This is a genomic window from Dietzia lutea, from assembly GCF_003096075.1.
Lineage (GTDB): Bacteria > Actinomycetota > Actinomycetes > Mycobacteriales > Mycobacteriaceae > Dietzia > Dietzia lutea.
This window is the reverse complement of the sequence record NZ_CP015449.1, coordinates 2536211-2548159: the sequence shown is the minus strand read 5'-3', so window position 1 is coordinate 2548159 and position 11949 is coordinate 2536211. Positions and strand designations below refer to the sequence as shown.

Sequence of the window (11949 nt, the reverse complement as noted above, 5' to 3'; positions counted from 1 at the left end):
CCATGAGCACCACACCCATCACGTCCGTCCTGGTGGCCAACCGCGGCGAGATCGCCCGGCGCGTCCACCACACGGCCCGCGCGCTCGGCATGAGCACCGTCGCCGTCTTCTCGGACGCCGACGCGGACGCTCCCCACACCCGCGAGGCCGACGCCGCCGTCCGCCTGCCGGGCAACACCCCGGGAGAGACCTACCTGCGCGGCGACCTGGTGGTCGAGGCCGCGAAGGCCGCCGGCGCCGACGCCGTCCACCCCGGGTACGGCTTCCTGTCCGAGCACGCCGGGTTCGCCCGCGCCGTCATCGACGCCGGTCTGACCTGGGTCGGTCCGCCCGTCGCCGCCATCGAGGCCATGGGCTCAAAGATCGAGGCTAAGAAGATGATGGCCGACGCGGGCGTGCCGATGCTCACCGACCTCGAACCCGCCGACGTCACCTCCGACATGCTCCCCGTCCTGATCAAGGCCTCCGCCGGTGGCGGTGGTCGGGGCATGCGCGTCGTCCGCACCCTTGACTCTCTGCAGGACGAGATCGCCGCCGCGCAGCGCGAGGCCGGGTCGGCCTTCGGCGACGACGCGGTGTTCTGCGAGCGCTATCTCGAGCGCGGCCGGCACATCGAGGTCCAGGTGATGGCCGACGCCCACGGCACCGTCTGGGCGGTGGGGGAGCGCGAGTGTTCCATCCAGCGCCGACACCAGAAGGTCATCGAGGAGGCCCCCAGCCCGCTCGTCGAGCGCACCCCGGGCATGCGGGAGAAGCTCTACGAGGCGGCGCGGGACGCCGCCGCCGCGATCGGGTACACCGGGGCCGGCACGGTCGAGTTCCTGGCCACCGACGACGGCGAGTTCTTCTTCCTCGAGATGAACACCCGCCTCCAGGTGGAACACCCGGTCACCGAGGCCACCACCGGCCTGGATCTCGTCGCCCTCCAGTTCGACGTGGCCGCTGGCCTGCCGCTGCCGTCGGCCGAGCCCCCGGCCGCCCACGGCTGGTCCCTCGAGGCCCGCCTGTACGCCGAGGACCCCGCGAACGACTACACGCCCGGGTCGGGGACCCTGTGGGCGCTGGACGTCCCCGGCGTCTCGTCGCGGTTCTCCGGGCCGCACCACCCGGGCATCCGCCTCGACAGCGGTGTCGAACCCGGCCCGGACGGCGCGCTGATCGGCGTGCACTACGACCCCATGCTGGCCAAGGTCATCTCGTACGGCCGCACCCGGACCGAGGCCTGCGTATCGCTCGCCGGTGCCCTGTCCCGGGCGAAGGTCCACGGCCTGACCACCAACCGCGCCCAGCTCGTGCGCGTGCTGCGGCACCCCGAGTTCATCGCCGGAAACCTGTCGACCGCGTTCCTCGACGATCACGGTGCCCAGTCGCTGGCCGCGCCGCTCGCCGACGCGGAGGCGGTGCAGATCTCCGCCCTGGCCGCCGCCGTCGTATCCGGCACGGCCGACCACGCGGCGGGCCCCGTCGCCCTGGCGCAGGCCGGCTTCCGCAACGTCGGTCGCACCCTCCAGAAGCGGACGTTCCGGATCGGTGAGGACGAACTGGAGGTGAGCTACCTCCGCGACCGCTCGGGCCCCCGCCCGGACGGTGAGCTCGCCGACGTCGTCAGCATCGAGGACGTGTCCGCCGACTCCGCCGTCCTCGCGGTCCGGGGGGTGCGCCGGGTGTTCACCGTGGCGCGTTACGAGACCCCGGGCGCGGACACCGTCGTCGAGGTCGACTCGCCGCTCGGGCCCGTCTCGCTCGTCGAACCGCCGCGCTATACAGACCCGGCCGCCGAGGTCGCCGCGGGGTCCCTGCTCGCACCCATGCCGGGTTCGGTCATCCGGGTGGCCGTCTCCGTCGGGGACACCGTCACCGCGGGCCAGCCCCTGCTGTGGATGGAGGCCATGAAGATGGAACACACCATCGCGGCCGCCGTCGACGGCATCGTCACCGAGCTCCCCGTGGAGGTCGGCACCCAGGTCGAGTCGGGAACGGTCCTCGCCGTCGTCACCGAACCCGCCACCGACACCCACGGCACCGATACCGACGGCGCCGCCACCGACAGCGTCGGTACCGACACCACCACCGCCCAGGAGTGACCGCGATGACCGACATCTCACCGATCCCCAACCCTGTGATCGACACCGACGAGCAGGCCCAGCTCCGGAAGGTCGCCTACGACCTGGGCTGCCGATACGGGCTCGAGTACATGCGATCCAAGTCCGACGCGGGCGAGACCACCGACGAGCTGTGGACCGAGGCCGGGAAGCTCGGCCTGCTCGGCGTGAACCTGCCCGAGGAGTACGGCGGTGGCGGCGCCGGGATGACCGAGCTCGCGATCGTCGAGGAGGAGCTCTCCGCCGCCGGCGCCGGGCTGCTCATGATGGTGGTCTCGCCCGCGATCAACGGCACCATCATCTCGCGGTTCGGCACCGAGGCGCAGAAGAAGCGCTGGCTGCCCGGCATCGCGTCGGGGGAGACCATCACCTCGTTCGCGATCACCGAGCCCGACGCCGGGTCCAACTCGCACGCCATCACCACGACCGCCCGTCGCGACGGCTCGGACTTCCTCATCTCCGGCCAGAAGACGTACATCTCGGGCGTCGACCAGGCCGACGCGATCCTCGTCGTGGCGCGTCTCGAGGGTTCCACCTCCGGTCGGCTCGAACCGGCGTTGTTCATGGTCCCCACCGACGCGCCCGGCCTCGAGCGGACGCACATCCCCACCGAGGTCCGCACTCCCGAGCGGCAGTTCCAGCTGTACTTCGACGACGTCCGCGTGCCCGCCGAGGCGCTCATCGGCGACGGCGACACCGCCCTGCTCATGCTGTTCGCCGGCCTCAACCCCGAGCGCATCATGGCCTCCGGGATGGCGTGCGGCACCGCGCGCTTCGCCCTGGACCGGGCCACGAAGTACGCCAACGAGCGCGCCGTGTGGAAGACCCCCATCGGCGCACACCAGGGCGTCGCCCATCCACTCGCGCAGTGCAAGATCGAGCTCGAACTCGCGCGGCTGATGATGCGCAAGGCCGCCGCCCTGGTCGACGCCGGCCGCGACGACCTCGCCGGGGAGGCCGCGAACATGGCCAAGTACGCCTCCGGAGAGGTCTCGGCCCGCTCGGTCGACCAGGCCATCCAGACCCTCGGCGGCAACGGACTGTCGGTCGAGTACGGCCTGGCGGGGATGCTCGCCGCGTCCCGGCTGCCCCGCATCGCGCCGGTGAGCCGGGAGATGATCCTCAACTACGTGGCGCAGCACTCGCTCGGGCTGCCGAAGAGCTACTGAGAGGCCGCGACATGAGTGAACGAGCCGTGAGTGATCAGGCCGGGGCCGGTCGGACCCTGGTGCGCTACGAGGTCTCCGGCGGTGCCGCCCGCCTCACCCTCGACTCGCAACACAACCGGAACGCCATCTCCACGGCACTCGTCGAGCAACTCCACGCCGCGCTGGATCGCGCGGCCGGCGAGGACGCCGCGCGGGTGGTGGTGCTCGGGCACGCGGGCGGCACGTTCTGCGCCGGGGCGGACCTGTCCGAGGCGTCATCGGGTCAGGGGAGCCCCGAGGACCGGGCGGCCGAGCGGACCCGGATCTTCCTGGGACTGCTGCGGGCGATCGCGTCCCATCCCAAGCCCGTGATCGCGGCCGTCGACGGTCACGTCCGTGCAGGCGGGATGGGACTGGTGGCGGCATGCGACTTCGCGTTGGCCGCCCCGGCCTCGACGTTCGCACTGACCGAGGTCCGCCTCGGCCTCGCCGCGGCCATGATCTCGGTACCGCTGGCCGCGCGCGTGAACTCGCGTGACCTCACGCGGGCACTGCTGACGGGCGAGAAGTTCGATGCCGACCACGCACGTGCGATCGGGTTGCTCTCCGAGGCCGTGGAGGACCTCGACGCCGCCGTCGACGAGCTCGTCGCGGCGTTCAGGCCCTGCTCCCCGCAGGGCCTCCGGGAGAACAAGGCCCTGCTCAGCGCACCACTGCTCGCCGAGTTGGATGCCCGGGGCGAGGACCTGGCGGGCGTCACGGCCCGCCTGTTCGGCACCCCCGAGGTCGCCGAGGGGATGACGGCGTTCCTGGAACGCAGACAGCCCTCCTGGGCAGCAGAGTCAGAGTAGGTTGAACTGCGACACTGGTCACGTGACCGGTGTCACATCACCCTTTCTCGCTCATCACCCTTTCTCATCCGAGGAGACGCGAATGCGCACCAAGGCCGCCATCATCCGGGAGCCGAAGCAGGACGGCTGGGAGATCGTCGACGTCGACATCGACGATCCCAAAGCCGGGGAGGTCCAGATCAAGCTGGCAGCGTCAGGCCTCTGCCACTCCGACGAGCACCTGCTCACCGGCGACCTGCAGTTCGAGTCCTACCCGATCATGGGCGGCCACGAGGGGGCCGGCGTGATCACGAAGGTGGGGGAGGGGGTGATCGGGCTCGAGGAGGGCGATCACGTCGTCCTGGCCTTCATCCCCGCCTGTGGGACCTGCCCGCCCTGCTCCGAGGGGCTGCAGAACCTCTGCGACAACGGCGCCGGCCTGCTCAGCGGGCGGGCGATCAGCGACGGCGGGTACCGGGTCCACACCGCGGACGGGACCGACGTCGCCACCATGTGCGTCCTCGGCACCTTCGCGCCCCACGTCACGGTGCACCAGTCGTCGGTCATCAAGATCGAGAAGGACATCCCCCTCGACAAGGCGGCCCTGCTCGGGTGTGGCGTGTGCACGGGCTGGGGATCCGCCACGGAGATCGGCGGCGCCAAGGAGGGCGACATCGTCGTGGTCGTCGGCGTGGGCGGCATCGGCATCAACTCCGTGCAGGGCGCGGCGGCCGCGGGCGCCCGCGCGATCGTCGCGGTCGACCCCGTCGAGTTCAAGCGGGAGAAGGCCATGGAGTTCGGCGCGACCCACACCTGTGCCTCGATGGACGAGGCGATGGGGTTGGTGGGGGAGATCAGCTGGGGCCGCATGGCCGACCTCGTCATCCTCACGATGGGCGTGGTCGAGGGCAAGGACCTGCTTCCGGGGTTACTGCTCACGGGTAAGGGTCGACGGTGCGTGGTGGTGGGGCTCGGCGACATGAACGCGGTCGACGCCCAGATCTCGATCCTCGACCTGGCGATGCAGCAGAAGACCCTGCAGGGGGCTATCTTCGGCGGCACCGGTCCGCGCAAGCAGATTCCGCACCTGCTGCACCAGTACCGGGCGGGCAACCTCAAGCTCGACGAACTCATCACCAAGACCTACCGGCTCGAGGAGATCAACCAGGGCTACCAGGACATGCGCGACGGCAAGAACCTCCGCGGTGTGATCATCTACGACGAGCAGGACTGGTAACAGGAGGACCGATGACGGCACCAGAGCAGCGCGTGCCCAAGCAGGACCGCAGCCGCATCACGCGGGAGCGCCTGCTCGGTGCCTCCATCGACCTCCTCGCCACCCAGGGGTGGGCGGCGACCACCGTGGGCGCGGTGGCCGCCGCCGCCGGCGTCTCCCGGGGCGCCGCCCAACACCACTTCCCGACGCGCGAGGATCTCATCACCGCCGCGCTCGGACACATGATCGAACAGCGCATCTCCGACGTCCGCCGTGGCGGGCTCGATCTGCCCGAGCCCGGCCCCGAGCGCACGGTCGCCGTGGTGGGTTTCATCGTCCAGCACTACACATCGGACCTGTTCAAGGCCGCCCTGCACGTCTGGACCGCCGCAGCGAGCGACCCGGCGCTCCGCGACAGGGTCCTGCCCCTCGAGAACCACATGTCGCGCGAGGTCCTCGCGATCGCCGCCGCCGCCCTCGGTCGCGATGCCGGCGACGTCCGCGTGCGCCGCGGACTCCAGACCACCCTCGACCTCGCCCGCGGACTCGGCCTCGCCGACGTCCTGTCCGACGACTCCGAGCGTCGGGATAAGATCGTGCGGTTCTGGGCGCAGACCCTCGACGGCGTCCTCGTCGAGACGCCCGAGTGGTCGACCGGGGATGTCGCGAACGCCTCATTTTGACCGCCACTCCTGTGGACGGTTAGGCTTGACCATCGTGCTCGCAGTACGCGAGCTGGAGGATCGTGCCCTGTAGGCCAGCGAGAGCGGCCGACGAGGTCGTTCGTGCGCGGCGACGGGCGCGCGAGAGTCCGAATACGAGCAATGTCCCAGAGACCGGTGGTTTCCCCTGACGAAGCCGCCAGCTAGAGAAAGTCGGTTCATGCCAACCATCAACCAGCTGGTCCGCAAGGGCCGCCAGGACAAGAAGTCGGCGACGTCGACGGCTGCCCTCAAGGGTTCGCCTCAGCGTCGCGGCGTCTGCACCCGCGTGTACACCACGACCCCCAAAAAGCCGAACTCCGCGCTCCGTAAGGTCGCCCGTGTGCGCCTGACCAGCGGCGTCGAGGTTTCCGCCTACATCCCCGGCGAGGGCCACAACCTGCAGGAGCACTCGATGGTGCTCGTGCGTGGCGGTCGTGTGAAGGACCTCCCGGGTGTCCGTTACAAGATCATCCGCGGCTCGCTCGACACCCAGGGTGTGAAGGACCGCAAGCAGGCCCGCTCCCGCTACGGCGCCAAGAAGGAGAAGTAATGCCTCGTAAGGGTCCCGCCCCGAAGCGCCAGCTCATCAACGACCCGGTCTACGGGTCGCCGCTGGTCACCCAGCTCGTCAACAAGATCCTCCTCGACGGTAAGAAGACCACCGCCGAGCGCATCGTGTACTCGGCGCTGGAGATCTGCCGCGAGAAGACCGGAACCGACCCGGTCATCACCCTCAAGAAGGCCCTGGACAACGTCCGCCCGGCGCTCGAGGTCCGCTCCCGTCGTGTCGGCGGCGCCACCTACCAGGTGCCCGTCGAGGTCCGCCCCGGTCGTTCGACGACCCTGGCGATGCGCTGGCTGGTGACCTTCTCCCGGCAGCGTCGCGAGAACACGATGGTCGAGCGCCTCGCCAACGAGATCCTGGACGCCTCCAACGGCCTCGGTGCCGCGGTCAAGCGTCGTGAGGACACGCACAAGATGGCCGAGGCCAACCGGGCGTTCGCGCACTACCGCTGGTGATCCGGTGGGGCCCTGCCGGGGCGGGCGTCGGCGACGACCCCCCGGCCAGGGTCCCGTGGTCACCCGGCGGGTGGCAGTATTGAACAAGGCCCGTACCGGCCGTACCGAGTGCGGGTACCGGCAGTAACACCGACCCGGTTCGGACGGTCGACACCGACCGCACGGGCCACCGACGACTCACAATCGGGAGAATCCGTGGCACAGGACGTGCTGACCGACCTCAACAAGGTCCGAAATATCGGCATCATGGCGCACATCGACGCCGGTAAGACCACCGCGACCGAGCGCATCCTGTTCTACACGGGTGTTAATCGCAAGGCCGGGGAGACGCACGACGGCGCGTCGACTACCGACTGGATGGAGCAGGAGAAAGAGCGCGGCATCACCATCACCTCCGCCGCGGTGACCTGTTTCTGGAACGACAACCAGATCAATATCATCGACACGCCGGGCCACGTCGACTTCACGGTTGAGGTCGAGCGCTCCCTGCGCGTCCTCGACGGTGCCGTGGCCGTCTTCGACGGCAAGGAGGGCGTCGAGCCCCAGTCCGAGCAGGTGTGGCGTCAGGCCGAGAAGTACGACGTCCCCCGCATCTGCTTCGTCAACAAGATGGACAAGCTGGGCGCGGACTTCTACTACACGGTCCAGACCATCGTCGACCGGCTCGGTGCCAAGCCGTTGGTGCTGCAGCTGCCGATCGGTGCCGAGGACCAGTTCGACGGCATCGTCGACCTTATCGAGATGAAGGCCTACCTCTGGCGCGGCAAGACCGAGATCGGCACCGACGCCTCCGTCGAGGAGATTCCGGCGGACCTGCAGGAAAGGGCGGCGGAGTACCGCGAGAAGCTGCTCGAGACCGTTGCCGAGAGCAGCGAAGAGCTCATGGAGAGGTACTTCGGCGGTGAGGAGCTCAGCGTCGAGGAGATCAAGGCCGCGGTTCGCGAGCTCACCGTCAAGTCCGAGGTCTACCCGGTGCTGTGCGGCAGCGCCTACAAGAACAAGGGCATCCAGCCGATGCTCAACGCGGTGATCGACTTCCTCCCGACCCCACTCGACATCGGAGAGGTCCACGGCCACAAGGTCGGCGACGAGGAGATCGAGCTCTCCCGAAAGCCCGCCAAGGACGAGCCGTTCTCCGCGCTGGCGTTCAAGATCGCCGTCCATCCGTTCTTCGGCAAGCTCACCTTCGTCCGCGTGTACTCGGGTCGGGTCGAGCCGGGTGCCCAGGTCGCGAACTCGACCAAGGGCAGGAAGGAGCGCGTCGGCAAGCTCTTTCAGATGCACGCCAACAAGGAGAACCCGGTCGACGAAGCAGTGGCCGGCAATATCTATGCGTTCATCGGCCTCAAGGACACCACCACCGGTGATACGCTGTGCGACCTCAACGACCAGATCGTGCTCGAGTCGATGTCCTTCCCGGACCCGGTCATCGACGTCTCCATCGAGCCGAAGACCAAGGCTGACCAGGAGAAGCTGTCCACTGCCATCCAGAAGCTCGCCGAGGAGGACCCCACCTTCTCCGTGCGCCTGGACGACGAGACCGGTCAGACGGTTATCGGCGGAATGGGCGAGCTGCACCTGGACGTACTGGTCGATCGTATGAAGCGCGAGTTCAAGGTCGAGGCTAACGTCGGTAAGCCGCAGGTCGCGTACCGCGAGACCATCAAGGGCTCGATCGACAAGTACGACTACACCCACAAGAAGCAGACCGGTGGTTCCGGTCAGTTCGCGAAGGTGCAGATCGCGCTCGGTCCGTTGGACCAGGAGGCCGTGGAAGCGGGCGAGACCTACGAGTTCAGCGACAAGGTCACCGGTGGCCGCGTCCCCAAGGAGTACATCCCCTCCGTGGACGCCGGTATCCAGGACGCCATGCAATACGGCATCCTCGCGGGTTACCCGATGGTCAACGTCAAGGCCACGCTGGTCGACGGTGCCTACCACGAGGTGGACTCCTCAGAGATGGCGTTCAAGGTCGCGGGCTCGATGGCCTTCAAGGAGGCCGCCCGCAAGTGCCAGCCCGTGATCCTGGAGCCCCTCATGGCCGTCGAGGTCGTGACACCCGAGGACTACATGGGCGACGTCATCGGCGACCTCAACTCCCGCCGCGGCCAGGTCAACGCGATGGAGGAGCGCTCCGGCGCCCGCGTCGTGAAGGCCAACGTGCCGCTGTCCGAGATGTTCGGCTACGTCGGCGACCTCCGGTCGAAGACGCAGGGCCGGGCGAACTACTCGATGGTCTTCTCCCACTACGCCGAGGTCCCGGCGAGCGTGGCCAAGGAGATCATCGCCAAGGCGACCGGCGAGTGACCGGTACGGCTCCGGCGCGTCTGTGAAAGCGCGCCGGGGCCGATGCCGGCGGCGCACGGTCGAACCTCCGGGTGGCCGCCGGTTCGTGCCTCACGGCACGATGAGTAAGATCAGACCCCACACAATGCAGTGCCCACCTCGACGGGTGGGGACAGACAAGTCCAGGAGGACAACAAGTGGCGAAGGCGAAGTTCGAGCGGACGAAGCCGCACGTTAACATCGGCACCATCGGTCACGTCGACCACGGTAAGACCACCACCACCGCGGCCATCACCAAGGTTCTGGCGGACACCTACCCCGATCTCAACGACGCCTTCGCGTTCGACGAGATCGACAAGGCGCCGGAGGAGAAGGCTCGTGGTATCACGATCAACATCTCCCACGTCGAGTACCAGACTGAGAAGCGTCACTACGCGCACGTCGACGCCCCCGGTCACGCCGACTACATCAAGAACATGATCACCGGTGCGGCCCAGATGGACGGCGCCATCCTGGTTGTGGCGGCCACCGACGGCCCGATGCCCCAGACCCGTGAGCACGTCCTGCTTGCGCGTCAGGTCGGCGTGCCGTACATCCTCGTCGCCCTGAACAAGTGCGACATGGTCGACGACGAGGAGATCCTCGAGCTCGTTGAGATGGAGGTGCGGGAGCTCCTCGCCTCGCAGGAGTTCGACGAGGACGCCCCCGTCGTCCAGATCTCGGCGCTCAAGGCGCTGGAGGGTGACGAGAAGTGGGTTCAGGCCATCGTCGACCTCATGCAGGCGTGCGACGACTCCATCCCCGACCCCGAGCGTGAGACCGACAAGCCGTTCCTCATGCCCGTCGAGGACGTCTTCACGATCACCGGTCGTGGCACCGTCGTCACCGGTCGTATCGAGCGTGGCCAGATCAACGTGAACGAGGATGTCGAGCTCATCGGCATCAAGGACAAGGCCACCAAGACCACCATCACGGGCATCGAGATGTTCCGTAAGCTCCTCGATTACGGCGAGGCCGGTGACAACGTCGGTCTGCTCGTGCGCGGTCTCAAGCGCGAGGAGGTGGAGCGTGGTCAGGTCGTCATCAAGCCGGGCGCCTACACCCCGCACACCAACTTCGAGGGCCAGGCGTACATCCTGTCCAAGGACGAGGGCGGCCGCCACACGCCGTTCTTCAACAACTACCGTCCGCAGTTCTACTTCCGTACCACGGACGTGACCGGCGTCGTGACCCTCCCCGAGGGCACCGAGATGGTCATGCCGGGCGACAACACCGAGATGAGCGTCGAGCTCATCCAGCCGGTCGCCATGGACGAGGGCCTGCGGTTCGCCATCCGTGAGGGTGGCCGCACCGTCGGCGCCGGCCAGGTCACCAAGATCATCAAGTGATCGAATGATCCCCCGGCGCGGGTGAGCAACTCGCACCACACGTGAAGGGCGTCCCACCGCGAGGTGGGGCGCCCTTCACGCATTCGCGGCAGGCGGTGGAGCCGCGGCGGTCACCGTCGGCGTCCCAGGATGCTCATGGCGACGGAGAGGCCGACCGCGGCGACCCCCGCGAACGCCGTGACCGCGACCGCGGCGACCTGTTCGGCACTGGCGCCGTGATCGCCGCGACCGCTGCCGGCGACGCCGTGCCGCCTGTCGACCTCCTCGAGAGCTCGCAGGAGCGCGTCGGGGTCGCCGCCCTTGTCGGGATGATGGCGGAGGACCGCCTGCCGCCTGTCCCTTCGATAGGCGACCGGGTCGCGGGGTTCACGTCGACTGTTCACGGGCAGCTCTCCTAGGGGGCGGACGCGGTCGTTGATCTCCCCGACGGTACCCAAGTCGGGATGTCCGCCGGGGCGCCGTCCGGTCTGAGACGGCGCGGGCGTCGGGTGCCGGGGCCGCCGATTTTGCCCCCGGCGGCGACGTACTGCATACTGGTCAAGTTGCCCGGATAAGTCGGCGTCCGCGTATGGGTCCTCACGGATCGGTTCGCGGTGTCGGGTTGGTCGGGCGAGCACGACAAGGGCGGGTGAGCGATCATCCGCCGGAAAAGCGGGAGGGCGACACGCCCGACCGCGTGGACGCGTCGTGACACGTCAACAGCGGCAGCGGATCGGTCCGCCGTCATCCTCGCGTCTCGCGAGTGTGCGGCACTCCCGTCCTCTGGAGGCCTCGTAGTCGTGTCACGTGTGTGCACGGGGGAGCCCTCCACGACGGGCACCGATGCACGAGACCGGGCTATCGACGGTCTGACGGTGTCACGTATGACAAGCGAACACAGCAGTGTCCCCGCGCGGCGAGGGCGCTCACGACAGCCGCCTTCACGGGCGGGAGGAGAAGAGGACGAAGTGGCGGGACAAAAGATCCGCATCCGGCTCAAGGCCTATGACCACGAGGCCATCGACGCCTCGGCGCGCAAGATCGTCGAGACGGTGACCCGTACGGGTGCTCGTGTCGTCGGCCCGGTGCCGCTGCCCACCGAGAAGAACGTCTACTGCGTCATCCGCTCGCCGCACAAGTACAAGGATTCGCGTGAGCACTTCGAGATGCGTACCCACAAGCGGTTGATCGACATCCTCGACCCCACGCCGAAGACCGTGGACGCGCTCATGCGCATCGACCTGCCTGCCAGCGTCGACGTCAACATCCAGTGACC

11 protein-coding genes are annotated in these 11949 nt (G+C 68.4%); 10 read left to right on the top strand and 1 reads right to left on the bottom strand.

Annotation, left to right across the window (positions count from 1 at the left end; all coding sequences use genetic code 11):
- Positions 1 to 2: 2 nt before the first annotated feature.
- From A6035_RS11655 to tuf, 9 genes are all read left to right on the top strand, one after another.
- Complete coding sequence (locus A6035_RS11655; protein WP_108847907.1) at positions 3 to 2084, top strand: acetyl/propionyl/methylcrotonyl-CoA carboxylase subunit alpha; 2082 nt, start codon at positions 3 to 5, stop codon at positions 2082 to 2084.
- A 5-nt stretch (positions 2085 to 2089) separates the two neighbouring features.
- A complete protein-coding gene (locus A6035_RS11650) occupies positions 2090 to 3271 on the top strand; it encodes an acyl-CoA dehydrogenase family protein (protein WP_108847906.1) in 1182 nt (393 codons plus the stop codon).
- A gap of 11 nt (positions 3272 to 3282) precedes the next feature.
- On the top strand, positions 3283 to 4101 hold the full coding sequence (locus A6035_RS11645) for an enoyl-CoA hydratase family protein (protein ID WP_108847905.1): 819 nt from the start codon (positions 3283 to 3285) through the stop codon (positions 4099 to 4101).
- An 82-nt stretch (positions 4102 to 4183) separates the two neighbouring features.
- Positions 4184 to 5317 (top strand): NDMA-dependent alcohol dehydrogenase, encoded by a 1134-nt coding sequence (locus tag A6035_RS11640; protein WP_108847904.1) that lies wholly within the window; start codon positions 4184 to 4186, stop codon positions 5315 to 5317.
- An 11-nt stretch (positions 5318 to 5328) separates the two neighbouring features.
- Positions 5329 to 5979 carry a TetR family transcriptional regulator gene (locus A6035_RS11635; protein ID WP_108847903.1) on the top strand — a complete coding sequence of 217 codons (651 nt, stop codon included), beginning with the start codon at positions 5329 to 5331 and terminating at the stop codon, positions 5977 to 5979.
- Positions 5980 to 6178: 199 nt separating this feature from the next.
- Complete coding sequence (rpsL, locus tag A6035_RS11630; protein WP_007628148.1) at positions 6179 to 6550, top strand: 30S ribosomal protein S12; 372 nt, start codon at positions 6179 to 6181, stop codon at positions 6548 to 6550.
- Positions 6550 to 7020, top strand: coding sequence for a 30S ribosomal protein S7 (gene rpsG, locus A6035_RS11625; protein ID WP_007628146.1), 471 nt, complete (start codon positions 6550 to 6552; stop codon positions 7018 to 7020). Before rpsL ends, rpsG begins: the two co-directional genes overlap by 1 nt.
- A 195-nt stretch (positions 7021 to 7215) precedes the next feature.
- The gene (gene fusA, locus A6035_RS11620) at positions 7216 to 9327 is read left to right on the top strand and encodes an elongation factor G (RefSeq protein WP_108847902.1); all 2112 of its coding nucleotides are present in this window, start codon (positions 7216 to 7218) and stop codon (positions 9325 to 9327) included.
- A gap of 176 nt (positions 9328 to 9503) precedes the next feature.
- On the top strand, positions 9504 to 10694 hold the full coding sequence (tuf, locus tag A6035_RS11615; RefSeq protein WP_108847901.1) for an elongation factor Tu: 1191 nt from the start codon (positions 9504 to 9506) through the stop codon (positions 10692 to 10694).
- 110 nt (positions 10695 to 10804) lie between these two features.
- On the opposite strand, the gene A6035_RS11610 is transcribed toward tuf, so the two are convergent.
- Positions 10805 to 11077 carry a hypothetical protein gene (locus A6035_RS11610; protein WP_108849249.1) on the bottom strand — a complete coding sequence of 91 codons (273 nt, stop codon included), beginning with the start codon at positions 11075 to 11077 and terminating at the stop codon, positions 10805 to 10807.
- A 564-nt stretch (positions 11078 to 11641) separates the two neighbouring features.
- On the opposite strand from A6035_RS11610, the gene rpsJ reads away from it, so the two are divergent.
- A complete protein-coding gene (rpsJ, locus tag A6035_RS11605; protein WP_003938093.1) occupies positions 11642 to 11947 on the top strand; it encodes a 30S ribosomal protein S10 in 306 nt (101 codons plus the stop codon).
- Positions 11948 to 11949: the final 2 nt, after the last annotated feature.